The organism is Paenibacillus xylanilyticus, assembly GCF_047246825.1.
Classification (GTDB): Bacteria; Bacillota; Bacilli; order Paenibacillales; family Paenibacillaceae; genus Paenibacillus; species Paenibacillus xylanilyticus_B.
This window is the reverse complement of sequence record NZ_JBFOLB010000001.1, coordinates 1,145,102-1,167,733: the sequence shown is the minus strand read 5'-3', so window position 1 is coordinate 1,167,733 and position 22,632 is coordinate 1,145,102. Positions and strand designations below refer to the sequence as shown.

20 protein-coding genes are annotated in these 22,632 nt (G+C 46.7%); 19 read left to right on the top strand and 1 reads right to left on the bottom strand.

Annotated elements, in window-relative coordinates; all coding sequences use genetic code 11:
- Nucleotides 1-88: 88 nt before the first annotated feature.
- On the bottom strand, nt 89-1,528 hold the full coding sequence (locus AB3N00_RS04960) for a DHA2 family efflux MFS transporter permease subunit (RefSeq protein WP_413035192.1): 1,440 nt from the start codon (nt 1,526-1,528) through the stop codon (nt 89-91).
- Nucleotides 1,529-1,810: 282 nt separating this feature from the next.
- Here AB3N00_RS04960 and AB3N00_RS04955 point away from each other — a divergent pair, with 282 nt between their 5' ends.
- The 19 genes from AB3N00_RS04955 to AB3N00_RS04865 all read left to right on the top strand — a co-directional run bounded on the left by AB3N00_RS04955 (nt 1,811) and on the right by AB3N00_RS04865 (nt 22,596).
- Nucleotides 1,811-2,413, top strand: coding sequence for a TetR/AcrR family transcriptional regulator (locus tag AB3N00_RS04955; RefSeq protein WP_413033587.1), 603 nt, complete (start codon nt 1,811-1,813; stop codon nt 2,411-2,413).
- A 31-nt stretch (nt 2,414-2,444) separates the two neighbouring features.
- On the top strand, nt 2,445-3,083 hold the full coding sequence (locus AB3N00_RS04950; RefSeq protein WP_413035191.1) for an NAD(P)-dependent oxidoreductase: 639 nt from the start codon (nt 2,445-2,447) through the stop codon (nt 3,081-3,083).
- A gap of 104 nt (nt 3,084-3,187) precedes the next feature.
- A complete protein-coding gene (locus AB3N00_RS04945; protein WP_413033586.1) occupies nt 3,188-4,147 on the top strand; it encodes an ArsR/SmtB family transcription factor in 960 nt (319 codons plus the stop codon).
- Nucleotides 4,137-4,979: an AraC family transcriptional regulator gene (locus AB3N00_RS04940; protein ID WP_413033585.1), complete on the top strand. Its 843-nt coding sequence runs from the start codon at nt 4,137-4,139 to the stop codon at nt 4,977-4,979. Before AB3N00_RS04945 ends, AB3N00_RS04940 begins: the two co-directional genes overlap by 11 nt.
- Before the next feature lie 160 nt (nt 4,980-5,139).
- Nucleotides 5,140-6,093: a family 43 glycosylhydrolase gene (locus AB3N00_RS04935; RefSeq protein WP_413033584.1), complete on the top strand. Its 954-nt coding sequence runs from the start codon at nt 5,140-5,142 to the stop codon at nt 6,091-6,093.
- Nucleotides 6,094-6,449: 356 nt separating this feature from the next.
- Entirely contained in the window at nt 6,450-8,177 is a 1,728-nt protein-coding gene (locus AB3N00_RS04930) for an extracellular solute-binding protein (RefSeq protein ID WP_413033583.1), read from the top strand.
- A gap of 48 nt (nt 8,178-8,225) precedes the next feature.
- Nucleotides 8,226-9,197, top strand: coding sequence for an ABC transporter permease (locus AB3N00_RS04925; RefSeq protein WP_413033582.1), 972 nt, complete (start codon nt 8,226-8,228; stop codon nt 9,195-9,197).
- A gap of 17 nt (nt 9,198-9,214) precedes the next feature.
- The gene (locus AB3N00_RS04920; RefSeq protein WP_413033581.1) at nt 9,215-10,117 is read left to right on the top strand and encodes a carbohydrate ABC transporter permease; all 903 of its coding nucleotides are present in this window, start codon (nt 9,215-9,217) and stop codon (nt 10,115-10,117) included.
- Between the two features lie 16 nt (nt 10,118-10,133).
- Nucleotides 10,134-11,888 carry a glycoside hydrolase family 2 protein gene (locus tag AB3N00_RS04915; RefSeq protein ID WP_413033580.1) on the top strand — a complete coding sequence of 585 codons (1,755 nt, stop codon included), beginning with the start codon at nt 10,134-10,136 and terminating at the stop codon, nt 11,886-11,888.
- A 21-nt stretch (nt 11,889-11,909) separates the two neighbouring features.
- Nucleotides 11,910-13,307, top strand: a complete 1,398-nt coding sequence (locus AB3N00_RS04910; protein WP_413033579.1) for a family 43 glycosylhydrolase — start codon at nt 11,910-11,912, stop codon at nt 13,305-13,307.
- Nucleotides 13,308-13,461: 154 nt separating this feature from the next.
- Nucleotides 13,462-14,490, top strand: coding sequence for an ATP-binding cassette domain-containing protein (locus tag AB3N00_RS04905; RefSeq protein ID WP_413033578.1), 1,029 nt, complete (start codon nt 13,462-13,464; stop codon nt 14,488-14,490).
- Complete coding sequence (locus tag AB3N00_RS04900) at nt 14,487-15,302, top strand: ABC transporter permease (RefSeq protein ID WP_413033577.1); 816 nt, start codon at nt 14,487-14,489, stop codon at nt 15,300-15,302. The genes AB3N00_RS04905 and AB3N00_RS04900 overlap by 4 nt, the downstream gene beginning before the upstream one ends.
- Before the next feature lie 130 nt (nt 15,303-15,432).
- On the top strand, nt 15,433-16,107 hold the full coding sequence (locus AB3N00_RS04895; RefSeq protein ID WP_413033576.1) for a response regulator transcription factor: 675 nt from the start codon (nt 15,433-15,435) through the stop codon (nt 16,105-16,107).
- Complete coding sequence (locus tag AB3N00_RS04890) at nt 16,104-17,186, top strand: sensor histidine kinase (protein ID WP_413033575.1); 1,083 nt, start codon at nt 16,104-16,106, stop codon at nt 17,184-17,186. The genes AB3N00_RS04895 and AB3N00_RS04890 overlap by 4 nt, the downstream gene beginning before the upstream one ends.
- A 143-nt stretch (nt 17,187-17,329) precedes the next feature.
- Nucleotides 17,330-18,088, top strand: coding sequence for a hypothetical protein (locus AB3N00_RS04885; RefSeq protein WP_413033574.1), 759 nt, complete (start codon nt 17,330-17,332; stop codon nt 18,086-18,088).
- Between the two features lie 110 nt (nt 18,089-18,198).
- Complete coding sequence (locus tag AB3N00_RS04880; RefSeq protein ID WP_413033573.1) at nt 18,199-18,873, top strand: response regulator transcription factor; 675 nt, start codon at nt 18,199-18,201, stop codon at nt 18,871-18,873.
- Nucleotides 18,870-20,252: a sensor histidine kinase gene (locus AB3N00_RS04875; protein WP_413033572.1), complete on the top strand. Its 1,383-nt coding sequence runs from the start codon at nt 18,870-18,872 to the stop codon at nt 20,250-20,252. The genes AB3N00_RS04880 and AB3N00_RS04875 overlap by 4 nt, the downstream gene beginning before the upstream one ends.
- 254 nt (nt 20,253-20,506) lie before the next feature.
- The gene (locus AB3N00_RS04870) at nt 20,507-20,875 is read left to right on the top strand and encodes a hypothetical protein (RefSeq protein WP_413033571.1); all 369 of its coding nucleotides are present in this window, start codon (nt 20,507-20,509) and stop codon (nt 20,873-20,875) included.
- Between the two features lie 2 nt (nt 20,876-20,877).
- Nucleotides 20,878-22,596, top strand: a complete 1,719-nt coding sequence (locus tag AB3N00_RS04865) for an ABC transporter ATP-binding protein (protein WP_413033570.1) — start codon at nt 20,878-20,880, stop codon at nt 22,594-22,596.
- Nucleotides 22,597-22,632: the final 36 nt, after the last annotated feature.

Sequence of the window (22,632 nt, the reverse complement as noted above, 5' to 3'; positions counted from 1 at the left end):
GGAAAGCCAAAGCGATAAAATATATAAAAAGCGGCAGACAGGACATGAGGGATCGTCCTGATCTGCCGCTTTTTATATAACTAACGAATTAATTCGAATTCATGGAAACGTTCTGTCTGACAGGCATTTTGACTTCTTCCTCAGCTGCCTGCTTGGTACGTTTAATGAAGAAGGAGAGTGCGAGACCAACGACCGCTATACCGATAATAACCACGTAAGCATCGTTGATTCCCTGGATCATGGACTCCATCGCCAATTGCTCCTGAGATAAGCCACTCGCTGCTCCGCTCGCGATCATATCCTGCACATGCGTTGTTGTACGACTGGTCATTACACTTACGAGCAATGAAGTACCAACAGCACCAGCGACTTGTCTTACTGTATTGGAGATTGCTGTACCATGCGGACCGAGTCTTGGTGGCAGCTGATTGAGGCCTGCCGTTTGAATTGGCATCATGAGCAGAGCCATACCGATTCGGCGGCCGGTGGACATCAGAACCAGATAAGTGTAGCTGGTCGAATCCGTCAGATCGATAAAGCCAATCGTTGTTACAATCGTAATAACCATACCAATAATGGCGAGCCACTTCGCTCCAAAGCGGTCAAACAAACGTCCAGTTACCGGCATCAGGAATCCCATGACAAGAGCGCCTGGAAGCAGCAATAGACCGGACTCCAGTGCAGTGTATCCACGTGCATTTTGAAGGTACAGAGGCAGCAGCATCATATCTGCATACATGATCATCGTAATCGCAATATTAATGATCGTGGTCAAGGAGAACATATTGTACTTGAACGCACGAAGGTCGAGCAGTGGACTTGCAGAAACAAGCTGGCGCCATGTGAACAAGGCCAGTGCAATAATACCTGCCGCGAGGCAAATGAGTACTTCAGCACTGGACCATCCCAGACTGCCCGCTCGGCTGAAGCCATACAGTAATGCGCCAAATCCAATAGTGGATAATGCTACACTAAGCGTATCGAACTTGGTATTTATGCGCTCTGATACATTTTTCAGATATACAAATGCGCACCCGATAACAATGACCGTCAATGGGATCATTCCATAAAACATCGTTTGCCACGAATAGTTCTCTAGAACATATCCAGCAAGGGTAGGCCCGATCGCCGGGGCGAAGATAACCGCGAAACCGACCATACCCATGGCAGCTCCTCGTTTTTCAGGTGAGAACAATGTCAAAATGACATGCATCAACAGCGGCATAATGATGCCAGCCCCTGCAGCCTGAATCATACGACCTGTGAGCAGTGTACCGAAGTTGGTCGCAAGTGCCGATACAATCGTACCAATCAGGAAAATGAGCATGGAAGCCTGAAAGAGCTGCCTTGTTGAAAAGCGCTGCATGAAATACGCTGTAATTGGAATAAGTACTCCATTCACCAGCATGTAGCCGGTCGTAAACCATTGTGCCGTTGCAGCGGTGATGTTAAAATCGATCATCAACTCCGGCGTGGCAACACTCATTAGGGTTTGATTCAATGTGGCAAGAAACGCACCCAAAATCATGACAAACAGTATGGGACCCTTTTTGATGTTTTTCTCATCATATAATCTAGCCTGACTCAATCCATTCCATCCTTTCAATCTACACGTGACTAAATTTACAACGTGTTGTATAGTTTACATTGTATCTATTGAATTATATACATATTCCCGCAGATTACAATTTACACTTCGGGGAATACATGTTGCTTATTTTACAAAAAAATAAAAGTTGTCGTTTATTGTGAAAATAAACGACTGTTTATTTAAAATTGTAATTTTCAAAAATTGAAGGAGTGCATGAGCATGAAAAACGATAACAAGTCCGCTATCGATCCGCGAATACTCCGTACCAGGCAATTAATACGTGATGCTTTTGTAGATTTGCTGCAGGAAGTGGATATCGAGAAATTAACGGTGAATCGAATTGCTGAACGTGCCACCATCAACCGCGTGACCTTCTATCTTCATTATCGTGATATTACAGATATGATGGAGAAGATGGCGGATGAGATGAATGAACATATTGAACGGATCGTTGATGAATATCACCGGTTCGACAACACTGAAACAGAGGAGGCTTGGCCGGTTCTCGTGAAAGTGCTTGAGCATTTTGCCGAGCATCCCAAATTCTATCGTGTCGTTCTCGCCTCCAAGCGAACCCCCATTTTCACAGAACGGCTTTTGAAATTGCTAACCAGACTCGTGACAGAGAAAATCGAGCGATTGGAGATCGAAAGCGCTTTTGCCCAGGCAGGCATCCACAAGGAGATTGCGATTTGGTACAGCTCCTCGGCCCTGATCGGTACCATTGTGGCCTGGCTTCGTAATGACATGCCCTATTCACCACATTTTCTGGCCAAACAGTTTTCTCTGATTCGCTCGTATTCGTATAAGGGATTGATGTAGTAAAAATAAATAGAGAGTGTGCGTGGAACCCATGAATATCATTATATTTGGTGCGACCGGAAGAACAGGGAGTGAACTGCTGCAGCGCGCGCTAAGTGAGGGGCATACGGTAACCGCATTCGTCAGGAACCCAACCAAACTTGGCATTTCTCATCCAAACTTAAAAGTTGAGCAGGGCGAAGTTACCCGCTATATCGATATCAAGACTGTCTTAAAAAAAGAAAAAGTTGATGCAGTCTTTTCTGTTCTTGGTGCGAAGAGCATGTTCAAAAGGGATGTGGTTCTAATCGGTGCCTTGAAGAACATCATTCAGGCGATGGAGGAAAGCGACGCAGGTAAACTGATCCATGTGTCGTTTATTGGCGCCCATCGAGATGCCGGTAAACTCGGTTTCTTATATAAGTACGTAATTCCAAACATCATGACCAATCTGCTTCGCGATCACCGGGCCAAAGATGCGCTTGTCACCCATAGCAAGCTCAATTGGATTTTGGTTCAACCGCCTGTGCTCACAATGGGTGGTTATAATGGAAAGTATGTGCATGAAGCAGAGATTCGCCAGGGCTCATCCCGCAAGCTGAAGCTGTCACGTGCCAATCTGGCGGATTTTTTGCTTAAGCAGGTGAATGACAGTACATATGATCGTAAAGCTGTTTTGGTCACTGAATAGGGCAACCATTCCGCTATGGGATAAAGCAGGAGATTGGATTGTATTTGATCCTGTTATTCAGTAAAATTATTTTAATTCATATGTTCCCAAAGGAGAGCGGATACGTGCTGGAACTCAGTTTCAACGACCCGGATAAACTGGTAAGTGTCGCCCATGCCCTGTCAACCCGTTCCCGGATTGACATTCTCCAGCTGTTACAAGTGAGCAAGTTGAATATAATTGAAATTGCCGAGGCGCTGAATCTCCCCATTTCGACAGTGGCCAATCACATCAAAGTGCTTGAAGCCGCCAGTTTAATAAACACAGAGATGCTTCCCGCATCCCGGGGAGCCATGAAATTGTGCAGCCGCAATTATGATGATATACATATTGTTTTGGATGAGATGAAGCATGCTTCTGAGCGTGCGACGAATATATATGAGGTCCAGATGCCCATCGGGCATTACAGTGACTGTGAGGTGACGCCAACGTGCGGGATGGCCAGCGCTGAAGGAATGATTCTGAAAGAGGACGATCCGGCAAGCTTTTTTCATCCCGAGCATGTAGAAGCTCAAATTATCTGGTTGAGAGAAGGGTACCTGGAATATTTGCTGCCCATGAATATTCCGTTTGGCGCAACGATCGAATCATTGGAATTGTCAATGGAAATGTGCTCTGAAGTGCCTACCTATAACAATGATTGGCCTTCGGATATTTCCGTTTGGGTGAACGGCATCAAGATCGGAATGTGGACAAGCCCGGGAGACCTCGGGGACAGGCGTGGCAAATTAAACCCTGATTGGTGGTATGACGGTTCCACACAATATGGAATCCTCAAGACGTGGTTAGTAGACCAAGTCAGGACTACACTGGATAAGGAGAAAATCTCCGACATCTCTTTGCACGATCTGGATTTGGGAGACAAACCCAAATTACGCCTGCGCATTGGCATTGACCCGGAAGCCAGTCACCAGGGGGGAATGAATCTGTTCGGCAGTCAGTTCGGTGATCATGGGCAGCATATTGTGATGCGTGTGAAGTACTCGCTGAATTCAGATGTCGAGGTTACCAAAGATGGAAAATAAAGATATAACGTTTATAGTCAGCATTGAGCGCTTTAAACCCCATACGCTTAAGCTGGAACATGGTGAAGGTTACTTCATGTCACATTCACATGCATATGACGAATTGACGTTGATCCTGGAGGGAGAAGGGTACTATAGTTCTCCTGAACAAAACATTAAAGTGTCAGCAGGTGACCTGGTACTCATTCCTCCAGAGCTTCATCACGGTTATGTGTGTACAGAGTCATGGCAGGGGATATCGGTCCATTTTTATCAGGATCAGCTGCCTGTGCATTGCCGCTATCTCTTCCAAGGGCCTGAACGTGGGCTGGATCGAATCTACAGCACCCATCTCTCCGATGATCAAATGGTTTGGGCAAACATCAGTTTATCCCAGTTGGAAAAAGAATGGAAATCTGCCGGGCATGATCCCGTTTCTCATCAACTCATGTGTCTGGCGATGGAGACAACGCTGCTTTTGTTTCAGCGAAGTCATGCATTGGAATCACCTTACCCGGCTAATGCCACCAGTCAAGGTATCATTCAGGAAGTGCTGAAAGACATTCATTCCTCTTACCATACCCCGATCACGGTCAGCGAGCTCGCATCCCGCCACTTTTTGTCTGAAAGTAATCTGCGAAAAAAATTTACGGAAACTGTAGGTGTTTCTCCGAAACAATACATCATTAATCTTCGCTTAATGGAAGCCAAACGATTGCTGCAGCAAACCAATAAAGCGATCGAGATGATTTCGGCACAAGTGGGATTTACGTCCTCCAGCAGATTTTATGATTATTTTGTCAAATTTACCGGAGTAACGCCGCTGGAATGGCGGATGCAAAACACGAATTGAATAATCCATCATGTAACCGCCCATGGGCGGTTTTTTTTCGACCGACGAAATCGATTGAAGGTTGTCTTTTTTTGAGATCACTTTGAAGCGGTTTCATAATTGTGTGTGAACTAACCCTGCCAGATAATAGAAGACAGAACGATTTGAGAGGAGTAGAAGCATGTCTGACAAAGGAACTTTTCACAATCCGGTGGCAGCTCAATCCGCCGACCCTTGGGTTTACAGACATACGGATGGCTATTATTACTTCATGCGAACACGTTCAGATCAGGTAGAACTCGTTCGATCGGCCCGACTATCCGAAATCGGGGAGGGAGACCGTAAAATCATCTGGTCACCCGAGCCAGGCGGTCCTTACAGCCATCATTTGTGGGCGCCTGAGATTCATTTCCTGAATGAAAGATGGTACGTATACTACACGGCCAATGATGGTGGTGGAGACGATACCCGGCGAATCTGTGTACTGGAAAATGAAAGCGCGGATCCCTTTGCAGGGGAGTGGGCCTGGAAGGGAGCCCTGGATACACCGGTGCCCGGTTTGGATGGTACCGTGATGAAGCTTAACGGCCAGCTTTATTTTCTGTATGCAGGCTATGGACATTTTCCCGATTATGGATCGGCCATATATATTATGCGAATGACTGACCCATCCACCGTGGCCGGAGATCATGTGCTTCTCTCTGCACCAACTCTAACCTGGGAAAAGAAAGGCGGAATGGCGATCAACGAGGGACCTGTGACGCTCCACCGAAATGGACGAATCTTTTTGATATATTCTGCAAGCACGACCTGGTCCGAGGACTATGCTTTGGGTATGTTGACCATGAATGAACACAGTGATCCGATGCAAGCTTCATCATGGAATAAGTCCCCGCTGCCGGTATTTCGCAAATGCCCGGAAAACGGTGTATATGCCACAGGGCACAACAGCTTCACAAAGTCCCCAGACGGCTTGGAGGACTGGATTGTCTACCATGGGCTTCCCGCTCCGGGGGCTGACACCAGTTTAAGGGCAACACGCATCCAGCGATTTCAATGGAACACGAATGGTACACCTGATTTTGGGGTGCCGTTCAGTGATTACGATGGCCTTCAGAGACCATCCGGAGAGTAACGTCGAAGGAGACAGAGTTAATGTATAGATAGGCTTTTAGTTACAATAATTCCGTAATTAAATGAAACAGAGAAAACAGGGGAAGTGTGAAGTGTAGCTTCGGAACAAACAATTCCGACAAGATAAACCCTTATATATAGGGTGGTTATACAAATATTTATCGATTAACATCTTTATTATGAATAACTGAATGGATAAAGTAGCGGGTGTAATTTATTACAACAAATTGAATTGTAAGCGTTGACATACAATAATTATGAAACTATACTTTGATTGAAATACAGAAAATAACAAATCAGCCAATGGATCAGACAGAGGGAAAGAGTGCTTCTCAAATTTGAAGCGGGGGGATGAATATGGCTAAATTCACAAAACGGTTTTTTGGCATCTTTATGGTGTCTGTGCTTGTGCTGGTGACTGCGGCTTGCAGCAGCAAAAATGAAACCGGTGATGCTGGTCAAAAGGAAGAGGACACCAAGGTACGGAATGAAGTCACTTTTACGGATATTAGCCAGAACATCCGCGGAAACGAAACGCCAACGCAAGAGCAGCAAGAAGAGGTCAATCAGACGTTGAATGACACCTATCTGGGCGATTTCTTCGACGAAACCATCCCTAATGACTACTCGGCGTATCCCTACGAGAAAGATGTCACGTTGGACGTGTGGATGCCAGCTATTGCAGAAATTCCCGACATGAACAATCATGCGGTGCAAAAGCAGGTAGAGGAACTAACCGGCATCAAGGTTAATTTCATCACACCGCCTGTTGGGCAGGAGGCAGATGCATTTACCCTCATGATCTCTTCCGGCGAACTTCCCGATATTATTATCAATCCTGAGCGTTATCCGGGCGGCCTTGAGGCCGGACTGAATGACGGGGCATATCTGGATCTTACCGAACTTATGGAAAAGAATGCGCCCAACTATTCGGCATGGCGGAACTCCGATGAAACGAGACGCAAAACAACGGTAACGGATAGCGGGAAGCTGCTTGGTTTTTACGGAATCGCGCCTTACTCCGAATGGACCTGGTTCGGCACTCTGATTAAAAAGGAAGCTTTGGAAAAGACGGGATTGGAAGTCCCGACAACCATTGACGAATGGCATAACTTCCTGAAAAAGAGCAAGGAAGTCGGATATACCGAACCACTGAATTACGGCTCTTCGTATGGTCAGATCTTTACGGGAATTATTAATGGTGCATATGGCGTATGGGACTGGACCTTCCTTGATGAGAACGGCAAAGTGGCTTGGGGACCGGCTCAGCCGAAGGCCAAGGAATACCTAACTACCATGCAGCAATGGAACAAGGAGGGTTTGCTTAATCGGGATTGGGCAACCGCTGACTTCAATCAGAGAATGGCAAGCGCCATCTCGGAGAAGACGGCAATCATGATGGATTCCCCGGATACCATGTTTAGTTACTGGAAACAGCAGAACGACATCGATTTTATCGGAGCACTTAACCCTGTTCTGAACAAAGGGGACCAGTCCGCAACCACATACAAAAACTTCAAGCGAACAGGAACCACCGCAGCGATCACAACCCAATGTGAAGATGTCGAAGCAGCAATGGCCTGGCTTGATTTTAACTACAGCAAAAAAGGCTGGGAAATTCTCAACTATGGGGAATATGGAACGGTACACTTGATCGATGAAAATGGCAAACCCTATTTCCATGAAGACAGCTACATTTACAAAGACCCGGAAGGTCAGCCTGTGGCGACAACTTTGTTGAAGTACCGCATGCATTCCTGGCCGTCCATTCGTGACGAGCACAATTCTAATCCATTGATTGTGGCCAAAGGAAGCTATTCCGGTGACATCCGGAAGGAGTGGACGGAAAAAATGGACACCAGCATGGCAATGCCTCCAATTACGTTTACTCAGGAAGAAGCTTCACGAGAGGCAGAGCTCGGCAACCAATTGTCAACACTTCGGGGAGAGTACTTTGCCAAAATTATTATGGGAGAACTCCCGGTGGATGCCTATGACAAGTTCCTGAGTGATGCGCAAAAGATGGGATTGAATGAATTCCTCAGCATCCATCAGGCTGCACTGGATCGGTACAACCAAAGGTAGTCAGTAAGGATCTGAATGGTGAGGAGTTAGAAACGAGGTGCTTATGAGTTGCTGACTTTACGGAAAAATAGGGAATTGCAGAGTGGAATGATGACCCCCAAACGCAAAAATACCAGTCATGTCATTAAAAAAGATTTCAAAAAGAACTGGTTTGCCTATTTGCTGGCAATCCCGGTAATCGCCTGGTTCCTCGTTTTCTGTTATGGACCGATGTGGGGTGTGCTGATTGCATTCAAAGACTTCAAGCCGCTGCTTGGGTTCGCGGACAGTGAATGGGTTGGACTGAAGCATTTCATTGAATTTTTTCAGGGACCTTATTTCTGGAGAGTTGTTAAGAATACGCTTTTGTTAAATCTATGGGGAATCGTTTTTGGCTTTACGGCACCGATCATTCTGGCGTTAATGCTGAATGAGGCACGTAACAGCAGATTCAAAAAAGTGGTTCAGACGGTAACTTACATGCCTCACTTCATTTCACTCGTCGTGGTATGCGGCATGATTCATATCTTCACTGCGGACGAAGGCATCATTACACAGATTCTGCAGGTTATCACAGGCAAGGAATACAGCTCGCTGCTTGGTTACTCGTCCATGTTCCGCCCGATTTATACCTTTTCGGGCATCTGGCAGAGCATCGGCTGGGAGAGCATTATTTATCTGGCAGCCATGAGTTCGATTGATCCTGCTCTATACGAGGCAGCCGACATTGATGGGGTGGGAAGAATCAAAAAGATGTGGCATATCACCCTGCCCCAGATCAGTCCGGTGATTGTCATCCTGTTCATCTTCGCTATTGGCGGCCTGATGGCATCCGGTTATGAGAAAATCATCCTTCTGTATAACCCGCTGACCTATGATACTGCAGATGTTATCGCATCCTATGTGTATCGACGAGGTCTGAGGGAAGCAAGTTTGAGTTATTCGACCGCAGTCGGGCTGTTAAGCGCAATAATCAATTTCGCTTTGCTCTGGGCCACAAACCGCATTGCAAAGCGCAACTCCGATGTCAGCCTGTGGTAGGGAGGAGATGAATCAAAATGATTGTTCACAAAACGTGGGGAAACCGGGTTTTCGACATCGTAAATTATACCCTGTTATCACTGCTGACGATGGCCTGTCTCTATCCCATTTTGCATATTGTGTTTGCATCATTCAGCGATCCGGCCCAGCTCGTGGCACACAAAGGACTATTGCTTAGACCACTGGGCTTCACTTTGGATGGATACAAGCTGATTTTTAAAGATAACAGTCTATTAATCGGGTATCGCAATACATTGATTTACGTGGGACTAGGTACGCTGGTTAACATGGTCATGACGATCATGGGGGCCTTTGTCCTGTCCAGACGCGATTTATATTTTAAAAATGCCATTATGATCGTCATTACCATTACGATGTTCTTCGGTGGAGGGCTTATTCCCTGGTTCCTGTTAATGAAGGATATCGGTTTGTTCAACAATCTGTGGGCCATGATTTTGCCTACGGCATTGAGCACATGGAACATCATCATTTTGCGGACGGGATTTCAGGCCATTCCACTGGAACTGGAGGAGGCGGCGACAATCGATGGAGCCAGTCAGGCACGCATATTGATGTACGTCATCCTGCCGCTATCGAAGGCGACCCTGGCTGTTATTTTCCTGTATTATCTCGTTGGCAACTGGAACTCCTGGTTTAACGCCATGGTTCTTTTGCAGGATCGGGACAAATTCCCATTGCAGCTTCTTATGAAAGAGATCCTGGTGGCCAATGACTCGAGCGCAACAACGATGGGCAGTGCAGGTGGTGTCGTGATTGACAGTGCGGGCAGTTCGACCGCTTATCGTGAGTTGGTCAAATACTGCACCATTGTCGTTTCCACTATTCCGATCTTGATGGTTTATCCTTTCTTGCAAAAGTATTTTGTAAAAGGCGTTTATGTCGGTTCAATAAAAGGTTAAAAGGAGCGATTCAATAATGAATGCACAGAATGAAATGGCTGCACCCCGTCCGGAATATCCGAGACCGCAATTTGTACGCGAAGAGTGGACCAATCTGAATGGTTCCTGGCAATTCGAGATTGATCACGGCCAAAGTGGAAGAGAACGCGGGTATGAGCAATCCGGACACCGGCTTACCGGAACAATAACCGTGCCATTCTGTCCGGAGAGCAAGCTGTCAGGTGTGCAATATACCGATTTTATGGCTGCAGTATGGTATAAACGGGAGTTTCAAGTTCCAAAGGCTTGGGAAGATGATCGGATTCTGCTTCACTTTGGCGCCGTTGATTATGAAGCCGAGGTCTGGATCAACGGAACCTCGGTTGGCAGACATCGGGGGGGATATACGTCGTTTCATTTTGATATTACAGACTATGTATCGGCAGGTACGAATGTAGTTGCCGTATGCGCGGAAGACGACCCGCGTTCGGGAAGGCAGCCTCGTGGAAAACAAAGCGAAAGATATCACTCCCATGGCTGTGATTACACCCGTACTACAGGCATATGGCAGACGGTATGGCTGGAGAGGGTGCCACAAGTCCACCTGTCCGAAATGAAGGTGGTAGCCGATCCGGACAATCAGTGTGCTCATCTGGACATCAGGCTTGGTGGAAATACCGCTGGAGAGAAATTGACCGCGATTGCACGATATGAAGGGAAGGAAGTTGGGGAGGCCGCTGCGTTCATTCATGGGCCTTCCGTGAAGCTTACGATTCCATTATCCGAGATCCATTTATGGGAGCCGGGCCTTGCCAAGTTATATGATCTGGAGTTGAAACTGGCTAAACAGGATCAGGTAATAGACCAGGTTACATCGTATTTTGGACTGCGTACCGTGAAATTGGATGGCATGGCGTTCCGGATCAATGGAAAGTCCGTTTTTCAACGGCTTGTATTGGATCAGGGCTTTTATCCAGAAGGCATCTATACCGCTCCCAGCGATGAGGACCTGCGCAAGGATATCGAAATCTCCATGGAACTGGGGTTTAACGGGGCCAGACTGCATGAAAAAATATTTGAGCCGCGCTTCCTGTACTGGGCCGACCGGCTTGGATATCTGGTGTGGGGTGAACATGCCAACTGGGGACTGGATATCACGACAACCGAGAGTCTTGCCCGGTTTCTGCCGGAATGGATCGAGGGTATGGAACGCGACTTCAATCACCCTGCGCTTATCGGCTGGTGCCCGTTTAATGAAACGTGGGATCGGGACGGGGCCAAGCAGAATAATGATGTTCTGCGCATCGTCTATGAAATGACGAAATGTATGGATCCGACACGTCCGGTCATTGACACCAGCGGTAACTTTCATGTTGTAACTGATATTTTCGATCTGCATGATTATGACCAGAATCCCGAAACATTCCGGGCCAGATATGAACCGATGAAAAGCGGCGGAGAAGTGTTCAATACGTTTCCGGATAGACAAACGTACGCTGGGCAGCCCTATTTCATCAGTGAATATGGAGGAATATGGTGGAACCCGGATCAAAAAGATGACAAAGCGTGGGGTTACGGCGACAGGCCGACATCCGAAGAGGCGTTTATTGCCCGATATGAGGGATTGACCAATGTGTTGCTTGACCATCCAATGATGTTCGGATTTTGTTATACCCAATTGTATGACGTGGAACAGGAAGTGAACGGACTGTACACCTATGACAGACGTGCCAAGTTCGACCCCGAGATCATTCGCCGTATCAATTCGCGAAAGGCTGCAATTGAAGATTGATGAAAGGGTCGGTGAGTGATAATGAAGATGAATTACAGAAGCAAATTGCTGCTTGCCTTATGTGCACTCCTTATTCTTCCGATGGGTCAGACTTCACATGCAGCTACTGTTCAGAACAATTTCTATAATGTGGTCATGCAGGATGGTGCAGACCCTTGGGTATACAAACATACGGATGGATTCTACTATTTTACAAAAACAACCGGTGGCAATGTAACCATCTGGAAATCTGCTCAGCTGACGACGATAGATGCGGCGCCAACAACAGTGGTGAATACGGGCTGCTGCGGAATATGGGCTCCCGAACTGCACTACATCAATGGTGCCTGGTATATCTATTACGCCAAGGACGACGGGGACAACGTTAATCATCGAATGTACGTGATGGAAAATACGTCGGCTGACCCAACTGAGGGAAGCTGGCAGTATAAAGGACAAATCACCGATCCAACGAATAAGTGGGCCATCGACGGGACGGTGCTGCAAACGAATGGACAGCTCTATTTCATCTGGTCCGGTTGGGAGGGTGATACCAATGTGCGGCAAAACCTGTACATTGCCCATATGAGCAATCCGTGGACCATTGATTCGAATCGGGTAGAGATTGCGCGGCCAACCTATGTATGGGAGACCAATCACTCTCCCAACGTTAATGAAGGTCCGCAAGTGATCATCCGAAACGGTGTGATCAGCCTTGTGTACTCGGCCAGCGGAAGCTGGACCAATGATTATTCTCTCGGACTTATTACGGCAAGTACGTCCAGCAATTTGCTGAACCCGGCATCCTGGACCAAGCGCAGTCAGCCGATATTCCAGTCAGGAAACGGTCTATATGGGCCAGGTCATCAGTCGTTTACCAAGTCTCCTGATGGAACCGAGGATTGGATGATATATCATACAGCGAAATACAATAATGCGGGTTGGAATCGAGAGATTCGTATGCAAAAATTCACCTGGAATGCGGACAATACACCGAATCTGGGTGTACCAGCCAATCCCAATGTTCCTATTGCACTGCCATCAGGAGAAACGCAGCATGTTCGATATGAAGGGGAAGAGGGGACATTCGGAGGTATAGCTTATGCCTCGCAGAGTCCTGCCGGATCTGGAGGGATGAAGGCCGGACATATGGATACCGTGGACAGCTATGTTGAATTCAATGTGAATGCAGCATCTGCGGGTACCTACATTTTGCTGGCACGAACCGCGAACGGCACAGCTGGGGGCAATTGGTCGAATCTGCTGCTGAGTATAAATGGAGGAACGGCCAGTCCTTTTCATATTACCAACAAGGGTTGGGAGAACTGGGGACTGTCTACTGCCAAGATTCAGCTGAAGGCAGGTGTGAACAAGATTCGCTTTTCCAAAGGCGAAGGTTACGGAGAACTGGACTTTTTTGATATTAAGCCCGCCAACTAGAATATGATTTTTCAGATCAAACCCTGCCGGTCTATGTTAGACCTAGGCGGGGTTTTCTTATCTCGCCGGATTTGCAACTGTCATGTCATTCATATTCAGTTCATAAATGTACGATATTCTTCCCCTATAAACGATATGGGAGGAACAAAAATTGATGAATACACTTCAAAGTACAATTAACACGAAGCAAGGGGAATGGGCAATTGAAGCCGAGAAACTTGTCAAAACGTTCGGCAGTCATCGTGCAGTGGATGGCGTGAATTTGAAAGTCAGGGCGGGTACGATCTACGGTGTGCTCGGTCCGAATGGTGCAGGCAAAACGACAACGATCAGCATGCTGGCTACCCTGCTGCGTCCCGATGAGGGCTCAGCCCGGATATTCGGCCACGATGTAGTGAAAGAGTCTCATATGGTTCGCCAGCTTATCGGGCTGACCGGACAATATGCTTCGGTTGACGAGTCGCTTAGTGCGAACGAAAACCTGATGATTTTCTCACGCTTGCTGGGACTTGGAAGAACGGAAGCCAAACGCAAAACGGCAGAGCTGCTGGAGGAGTTCGGTTTGACAGAAGCCGCTAAACGACCGTTGAAGAGCTTTTCGGGAGGTATGCGCCGTCGTCTGGATCTGGCAGCCAGCCTTATTGCCCAGCCGCCGCTGATCTTTCTGGATGAACCAACGACAGGTTTGGATCCCCGCACCCGTGCACAGATGTGGAACACGATTCGTCAATTGGTAAAATCGGGTTCAACCGTATTATTAACTACCCAGTATCTGGATGAGGCCGATCAACTGGCCGACCGTGTTGCCGTCATTGATCATGGACGTGTCGTTGCGGAAGGTACTGTGGATCATTTGAAAGCTTCGGTGGGTACGGCTTCACTCCATTTGCGAATTCAGGAACCCTTGCGCATTGAAACAGCCCGTCAGATTGTGGAACAAGTTCTACGGACAGAGGCCAGCATAACCGCAGAAGCGGGAAAAATAACGGCTCCCATGACAGATGTCAATATTGCAGTTGATCTGCTCATTGCTTTCCGCACTGCTGGAATGGATCTGGCTGAAATGAGTGTGCAGAAGCCTACCCTGGATGAAGTCTTTCTAACGATCACAGGGCAGGCTGGAGAAGGAAAATCATCAAGGACATCAACAGAATCGGACGTAGTGGAGGCGCTGCAGGCATGAGTGGAACTTTAGTCAATCCAAATTCAAATCGCAAGTTGAGAAAATACACCAGCTTTGGGCAAAGCATTCGTCATTCGTTAACGATGGCGTACAGGGGAATATTGAAAATTCGGCGTACACCGGAACAATTATTTGACGTTACGCTTCAGCCAATTATTTTCACCCTGATGTTTACCTATATTTTTGGCGGAGCAATCTCGGGAAATATCCACGATTATCTACTGGTTATCATTCCTGGCATCCTGGTTCAAACGGTGATTACAACCTCTGTCGTCACAGGTGTGCAGCTGCGGGAGGATATGGATAAAGGAGTGTTCGACCGCTTCAAGTCACTTCCAATCGCACGTATTGCACCATTAGCAGGAGCCTTGTTGGCTGATACCGTCCGATATACCATTGCAACGCTCCTTACCTTTTCTGTCGGATACGCACTTGGGTATCATCCCGCAGGTGGCTTGGAACATGTCGCTATGGCAGGCCTTCTTGTGATCTTGTGCTCCTGGGCAATAAGCTGGATCTTTGCCTTCCTGGGCGTAATTGCCCGAACAGCTTCCAGTGTACAGGGCATATCCATGATAGTGCTTTTTCCGCTCACCTTTGCTTCCAACGCTTTTGTTCCAGTAGAAACGATGCCGAACTGGCTGCAATGGGTTGTCAACATTAATCCAATTTCTCATCTGGTCACCGCTGTCCGGGATTTGGCCAATCAGGGGACCATGGGGATGGATCTGGTCACCACACTGATCGGGGCCGCCGTTATCGTAGCTATCTTTGCACCGCTTACGGTGTGGGCATATATGCGTCGGACGTAGATAAAACTACAATGTAAACTATGAAAATGGATGAACGTCAGGAGGATAAAATATGTCATTCACTGCATAATAGCTATCCTCTTGACAGGTTAAAAGACTTAAGGCATTGTTGCCAGAGGAGGTGGTCCCATTGACAAGTATTATGGTCGTTGATGACGACCCGCATATCCGTGAATTGGTTGGGCATTTTCTGGAACAGGAAGGTTGGCATGTGGTTGAGGCTGTGGATGGTGTGGATGCCTTGACCAAATTAGACGAACAAAAGGTTGATCTCGTCGTTCTGGACATCATGATGCCAGGCATGGATGGGTGGGAGCTGTGCCTTGAACTGCGCAGACAAACCGACCTGCCTATGCTGATGTTGACTGCGAAAGGGGAAAACTCACAGATTGTAAAAGGCTTCTCTCTTGGGACGGATGATTATCTGGTGAAGCCTTTTGACCCATTGGTGCTGGTTGCCCGGGTTAGAGCGCTTCTGAAGCGTTATCGCATTATGACCTCGCAAACTGTACAGCTCGGGGAACTGGTCCTGCGCCGTGATACGTTTGAGTGCAGAAAAGGAGATCAGGACATTGTGCTGCCGCGCAAGGAATTCGAGCTGCTATTCAAGCTGGCCAGCTATCCGGGTAAAACGTTTACGCGTGATCAACTCATTGAGCAAATCTGGGGTTACGATTATGAAGGGGATGAAAGAACGGTTGATGTGCATATCAAGCGTCTGCGCGAACGTTTTCCCGAAGAGGAGCATGTCTTCCTGATACGTACCATACGGGGTCTGGGCTATCGGCTGGAGGTACAGCAATGAAGCGAAAACCCGGATTTCTGCATATTGCCAGAAACATGATTGCCGTATCTCTCGCTCTCTTTTTGAGCTGGACGTTGTCGTTTTATATGACCAGAGCTCTCTATTCCTATTTTGCATGGGAACCACATGAATTGCCTGCATTTTTGATTGATGCCATGCTCGGATTTATTATCTTCGGAATCGGCATTGCTTCCATATCGCCCCTGATCAGAAGCAGGGAACATGTTTTTTTTAACGAAATGATCCAGGCATTAAAGTCCATCTCCCGAGGAGATTTCCGTGTCACTCTGGGAGCGGAATTCGGTGAACGAATTCGAAGACAGCGGCAGAACCATCCATATGCCCAACTGATCGACAGTATCAATGACATGGCTGCGAATCTGAATGCGATGGAAGAGTTAAGACAGGAATTTATCTCCAATGTTTCGCATGAGATTGGTTCGCCGCTTACATCCATCAGTGGGTTTGCCAGGGCGTTGAAAAATGAACATATGCCACCTGAACAGCGTGATCGATATTTGACGATTATTGAGACAGAGTGTGTTCGCTTGTCCAGACTCAGTGACAACCTGATGAAGCTGGCTGTTCTCGATTCTTCCCAGCATTCAGCTGGCGTATCCTCCTACCGACTGGACAGACAGCTGGTAACGCTTGTGCTCGCCTGCGAGCCTCAATGGGAGAGCAAGAACATTGAGATGAACGTGGAGCTTGAAGAAGTGGAAGTGACTGCAGATGAGGATCTGATGATTCAGGTATGGGTTAATCTAATCCACAATGCAATCAAGTTTACACCGCAGGGCGGAGAGATACGAATTCATCTGACCAAACGTTCAGGGGAGGCGGTCGTACAGATTACAGACAGCGGTCCAGGAATCGGTCTGCAGGACAGGCTGCGTATTTTTGAACGATTTTACAAAGCTGATACCTCTCGCTCACGCACGGAGGAGGGAAGCGGACTGGGCTTGTCCATCGTGCATAAGATTGTGGAGATGCATGCAGGTTCCGTTTCCGTAACCAGTGAACAGGGTAAAGGAGCGACATTTACCGTGCATTTGCCGCTTCAGCCTGAACCGCATTGACAAAAGGGTAATCGACGGACGTGGTCCCTCAATTACCCTTTTGTTAATGAATCAAGCTGCCTTTGACACATAATAGGGGTACTATTATATTTCAAAATCACGTTCTTTCTTGTTAATAGTTTACCAAGTAAAGGAGGGGCAAGATGCTAGTATCTTCCGCCCATCAGAAGCGTCTGATGTCAGTCATGAATTCATTCCCGGTAAAGCAAAAGTATTCAAAAGCAGATCTATTGATCAATGATTTGAAATTAAGCTCAACGGAAAAAATTGAAATATTTTATTCTCCACACAATGAATATATCAATCGCTCCGCAAAAGTCATGCTAGTGGGCATTACACCGGGATGGCAGCAGATGGAGATCGCCTTTAGAACGGCCATCCAGGCATTAAAGCATCAGACCTCCTATGAACAAGCCTGTAAAGAAGCGAAATTTGCAGCCAGAATGGCTGGAACCATGCGGGCCAACTTAATTCATATGCTTCAAGAGATAGGAATGCATGACTATTTAGATGTTCCTAATGTGCAAAGGCTATTTGAATCGGACTGTTTGCTTCTGCATACCACTTCCCTGATCCGATATCCAGTCTTCGTTGATCAACAGAATTATAGTGGACATCAACCTGCCATTAACAAAAATGCGTTCCTGTATGAAGCCGTATTGGAATCTTTTTTACCTGAATTGGATCAATTGAAACAGCCTTTAATTATTCCATTAGGAAAGTCAGTTGAAGCTGTGCTTCGTCAATTGCTTGAAGAAGACCGGATACAGGATGACAGCATTTTATGGGGATTCCCCCATCCATCCGGTGCAAATGGTTATCGAGTAAAACAGTTTCAGCAGAACAAGACAGATATGCAGCACATCCTGAGTGACCTCAGTAACCTGAATCCTTCTGAATAAAAACCAATACAATAGATAGTCAGGTGGGTGGGAGACGGTGGGTCAATCGAGTTTTTTAATAGTATAATAGTGGAGACTGCATAGAATGAATTTCAGAAAAGAGGAAGCAGATGCCGACTATACTTGTTGCTGACGATGATGCGAACATTCGCGAACTTGTCTGTTTATTTCTGAAGAATGACGGATTCACAACGGTGGAGGCGGCAGATGGCAAGGAAGCACTCACCGTTTACGCATCCACTCAAGTGGATTTGGTTGTACTTGATATTATGATGCCGATTATGGATGGCTGGACGTTATGCAAGGAGCTGCGCAGGGCCAATCCCGATCTTCCCCTGCTGATGTTGACGGCGAGAGGTGAAACATGGGAGAAAGTGAAAGGCTTTGAACTGGGAACAGATGACTATCTGACCAAACCGTTTGATCCACTGGAATTGACTGTTCGGGTCAGAGCGCTGCTGAAGCGTTACCGGATTGGCTCTACTCAAACGGTGCAACTGGGCAATCTCACTTTGGATAAACAAACCTATAAGGTCACAAATGGCGCGGAATCCCTCACGTTGCCATTGAAAGAGTTCGAATTGCTGTACAAGCTTGCCGGAACACCTGGACAAGTATATACGCGTGAGCAATTAATCGATCAAATTTGGGGAATTGATTACGCTGGAGATGATCGAACCATAGACGTACATATTAAACGGTTGAGAGAAAGGTTTGTCACTTCAACCGATTTTCGAATTGAAACGGTGCGCGGTCTTGGTTATCGGCTTGAGGTAAGCGGATGATCAGATCTCTGTATATCCGTGTGGTACTCAGCTTTTTAATTTCCGTCATCGCGGGTACGGTTATTGCTTTCGTGATTACCTTTTTGGTATTCAGAGGAAATATGAATGAGAATGTGCAGGAAGAATTATTGAATTTTGGACAGGACATCGTGCGGATCTACGACACTATTCCATTACGTGAAGCAGACAAGTTTGTGGAAGGGATGAAGCAGCTCGACTCCTATCATATCCGCATTTACGACGAGAATAATAATGAGCTCCATTCCTATGGAACGTTGGGTGGACAGACTTCTGCTCGGGTGACGGCAGATCAAATAAAGAACGTACTGAATGGGGAAATCGTTCGTGCTAATTCGTCCAACGAATCTACAGGTTTTGTCGGATTGCCGTTAAGAACGGAAGCGGAGGCAAAAGCGTTATTTATACAGCCGCTCTTATCACCTTACACTTCTTTTAACGTAAAATGGTTATCCACGTTTCTAATCTATTCTTTGGTTATAGGAAGTCTGCTGATACTCGTTGCTTCCATATTCGTGGTAAAACCGATTAACAAACTTACAAAAGCGACCAAGCGTTTGGCATCCGGGGATTTCAATGTCAGGCTGAATATCAAGCAAACAGGCGAGCTGGGAACCCTGGCTCGCAGCTTTGAGGAAATGACACATGATCTGCAGCACCTCGAGCAGATGCGCAGGGAATTTGTAACCAATGTATCGCATGAGGTTCAATCACCGCTAACTTCCATATCTGGTTATGCTCAAGCGCTCAAGCAAGTAAACCTTGCAGAACATGAACGAAGCCGTTATCTGGATATCATTATCTCAGAAGCGAAGCGGTTGTCCAACATGAGTGATAGCTTGCTGAAGCTGAGTATGCTTGAATCCGATTCGCAGCAACTGCGACTTGTGACACGCAGTCTTGATGAACAGATCAGGCGCGTGATTGTGGCATTACAGCCCCAGTGGACTGCCCGGAACGTACATTTTGAGCTTGACCTGCAGACGCTTAAAGTAACAGCTGATCATGATCAACTGGATCAGGTTTGGATGAATATTCTAGGCAATGCCATCAAATTTTCCGAGGTTGGAGGCGTCATTGATGTCAGCATCAGCCGGAATATCTCTGATGTGATCATTCGAATATCCGACAAGGGCATTGGTATTGAACCAGAAGATCAGAAGCGTATATTCGAGCGTTTTTTTAAGGCAGATCGTTCCCATAGCAGCAAATATGAAGGAAGTGGTATGGGGCTTGCCATCGTCAAACAGATTGTTTCGCTTCATCAAGGTGACATTCAGGTGGAGAGCAGACCCGGTGAAGGAACAACATTTGTTATTACCTTGCCGATCCATACAACTAAAGAATCACTGAATAGATAGTTAAGGCGCTGAAGGAATTGTTGAGGACTTTAGAGTGTTCAGGATGAAGTGAAGTAAGTGCTCTGTTGACATATATTATTGCACGAGACAAAAAAGCTGCGGGAGATTCGCAGCTTTTTTTGTCTTCTTAGATGTGGATAAATGAAGTATTCACATAACTGGAAAATAACGGTTGACACCACGGTTAATTATGTATACAATCGTATACATGATAATTCGTATACAAATGTATACGATGTGGAGGTGTGCTTGAAATGAGAGAACAACATGCAAATGTGAATGAGTCAGCAGAACTTCACAGTGTGCGTTCAGGGCGTGGTCGCGGAGAAGAAGAGCAGCGTGGTGAGCGGTCCAGAAGGGGCAGAGGACACGGAGAGCATCACGGTAAGCGGGGGAACGGAGCACAAACGTTCCGTCGTGGTCGGATTCTTGTTTTTCTGGAGCAAATGCAGAATCGAAGAACGACTTTGGCCAGACAACTCGGTCAAGCGGAATATGAGCATATTCGTCCCATGATTAGTGGTGAACTGAAAGCCATTGACCAGGTTATCGATGAATACATTCATCTCTTCGAGCTGCAGGATGAAAATGAAAGCCCTAATAAGGATTTGGAGAGTGAATAAGAATGATTCGTCGTTTCTTTTCGTATTATCGGCCTTACAAGAAATTGTTTGTCATTGATTTTGGTTGTGCGGTCATAGCAGGCTTGCTGGAACTGGCATTTCCTCTAGCTGTAAGTAAATTTATTAATGAGTTATTGCCAGGTCAGGATTGGCCGCTCATTATCCTGGCCTGTGTTGTGCTGCTATCGATCTATGCGCTTAACACAGCCTTGAATTATGTCGTTACATATTGGGGACACATGCTCGGTATTAACATTGAGACCAACATGCGTGAGAAGATGTTCGCTCACTTGCAGAAGTTGTCTTTCCGCTTTTTTGATAACCGTAAAACGGGCCATCTGATCGGTCACCTGACCAATGATCTGAACGATATCGGAGAGGTTGCTCACCATGGACCTGAGGATGTTTTCATCGCGGTTATGACATTGATCGGATCATTCTGGCTTATGGCGAACATTAATTTGGAGCTTGCACTGATTACATTTGTCATTATTCCGATTATGGCCTGGGTCATTATTGTGTTTGGTGGACGCATGACCAAAACCTATCGTCGTCTCTTCGGCAATGTGGGTAATTTCAATTCCCGGATTGAAGATAACGTAGGCGGAATTCGTGTGGTTCAATCGTTTGCCAATGAAGAACATGAGAAAAAACTGTTTTCCGTCGATAATGAGAACTTTCGTCAAACCAAGCTGCTTGCCTATAAAACGATGGCGAAGAGCATATCTGTCAGCTATATGATGATGAGACTGGTCACGGTATTTGTGATGATCAGCGGGGCCTGGTTTTTTATTGACGGCAAAATTGATATGGGTGACTTCATGGCATTCCTGCTGCTGTCCAATATTTTCTTCCGCCCGATTGAGAAAATCAATGCTGTAATTGAAAGTTATCCGAAGGGAATCGCCGGCTTCAAGCGTTATCTGGAAATTATTGATACGGAGCCCGAAATCGCGGATGACAAAAATGCTGTTGCGTTAAATCATGTTCGGGGTGATATTCGCTTTGAAAATGTGTCGTTTGGTTATGAGCCCAACCGCCGAATTTTGAAGAACATCAGCTTATCCATTAAACCTGGCGAAACGGTAGCTTTTGTTGGTCCATCCGGTGCAGGTAAGACCACCATATGCAGCCTGCTTCCAAGGTTCTACGAAGTGGAAGAGGGGCGGATCACGGTGGACGGTGTCGATATTCGAAATGTCCAGCTGCAATCCCTTCGCAAGCATATCGGTATTGTCCAACAAGATGTATTCCTGTTCTCAGGCACAATCAAGGAGAATATTGCCTATGGTGATCTGACGGCAACGGATGAGCAAATCTGGGATGCAGCCCGCAGGGCATCGCTGGAAGAATTGCTTCTTACTTTGCCGGACGGCATTGATACGGTTATCGGTGAGCGAGGGGTTAAGCTCTCGGGAGGGCAGAAGCAGCGTTTGTCCATTGCCCGCATGTTCCTGAAGAATCCACCGATCCTGATTTTGGACGAAGCTACATCCGCTTTGGATACTGAAACCGAAGCGTTAATCCAGAAATCTCTTGCAGAACTGTCTGTGGGAAGAACGACGCTGGTCATTGCACACCGTCTGACAACCATCAAGAATGCGGACCGGATTATGGTTGTAAACGCAGACGGCATTGCCGAGCAGGGGAACCATGACGAACTGGTCGCTGCTGGAGGAATATACAGCCGACTTCATCAGGTACAGTACAGCCATTCATAAAATTGTGAAAACAGAACCGCGCATCATGCGCGGTTT

Bases quoted from the DNA above. Each gene is read 5' to 3' on its own strand.
- AB3N00_RS04960 (WP_413035192.1), bottom strand. From the start codon at position 1,528: ATGATTTTGGGTGCGTTTCTTGCCACATTGAATCAAACCCTAATGAGT.
- AB3N00_RS04955 (WP_413033587.1), top strand. From the start codon at position 1,811: ATGAAAAACGATAACAAGTCCGCTATCGATCCGCGAATACTCCGTACC.
- AB3N00_RS04950 (WP_413035191.1), top strand. From the start codon at position 2,445: ATGAATATCATTATATTTGGTGCGACCGGAAGAACAGGGAGTGAACTG.
- AB3N00_RS04940 (WP_413033585.1), top strand. From the start codon at position 4,137: ATGGAAAATAAAGATATAACGTTTATAGTCAGCATTGAGCGCTTTAAA.
- AB3N00_RS04935 (WP_413033584.1), top strand. From the start codon at position 5,140: ATGTCTGACAAAGGAACTTTTCACAATCCGGTGGCAGCTCAATCCGCC.
- AB3N00_RS04930 (WP_413033583.1), top strand. From the start codon at position 6,450: ATGGCTAAATTCACAAAACGGTTTTTTGGCATCTTTATGGTGTCTGTG.
- AB3N00_RS04920 (WP_413033581.1), top strand. From the start codon at position 9,215: ATGATTGTTCACAAAACGTGGGGAAACCGGGTTTTCGACATCGTAAAT.
- AB3N00_RS04915 (WP_413033580.1), top strand. From the start codon at position 10,134: ATGAATGCACAGAATGAAATGGCTGCACCCCGTCCGGAATATCCGAGA.
- AB3N00_RS04910 (WP_413033579.1), top strand. From the start codon at position 11,910: ATGAAGATGAATTACAGAAGCAAATTGCTGCTTGCCTTATGTGCACTC.
- AB3N00_RS04905 (WP_413033578.1), top strand. From the start codon at position 13,462: ATGAATACACTTCAAAGTACAATTAACACGAAGCAAGGGGAATGGGCA.
- AB3N00_RS04900 (WP_413033577.1), top strand. From the start codon at position 14,487: ATGAGTGGAACTTTAGTCAATCCAAATTCAAATCGCAAGTTGAGAAAA.
- AB3N00_RS04890 (WP_413033575.1), top strand. From the start codon at position 16,104: ATGAAGCGAAAACCCGGATTTCTGCATATTGCCAGAAACATGATTGCC.
- AB3N00_RS04885 (WP_413033574.1), top strand. From the start codon at position 17,330: ATGCTAGTATCTTCCGCCCATCAGAAGCGTCTGATGTCAGTCATGAAT.
- AB3N00_RS04880 (WP_413033573.1), top strand. From the start codon at position 18,199: ATGCCGACTATACTTGTTGCTGACGATGATGCGAACATTCGCGAACTT.
- AB3N00_RS04875 (WP_413033572.1), top strand. From the start codon at position 18,870: ATGATCAGATCTCTGTATATCCGTGTGGTACTCAGCTTTTTAATTTCC.
- AB3N00_RS04870 (WP_413033571.1), top strand. From the start codon at position 20,507: ATGAGAGAACAACATGCAAATGTGAATGAGTCAGCAGAACTTCACAGT.
- AB3N00_RS04865 (WP_413033570.1), top strand. From the start codon at position 20,878: ATGATTCGTCGTTTCTTTTCGTATTATCGGCCTTACAAGAAATTGTTT.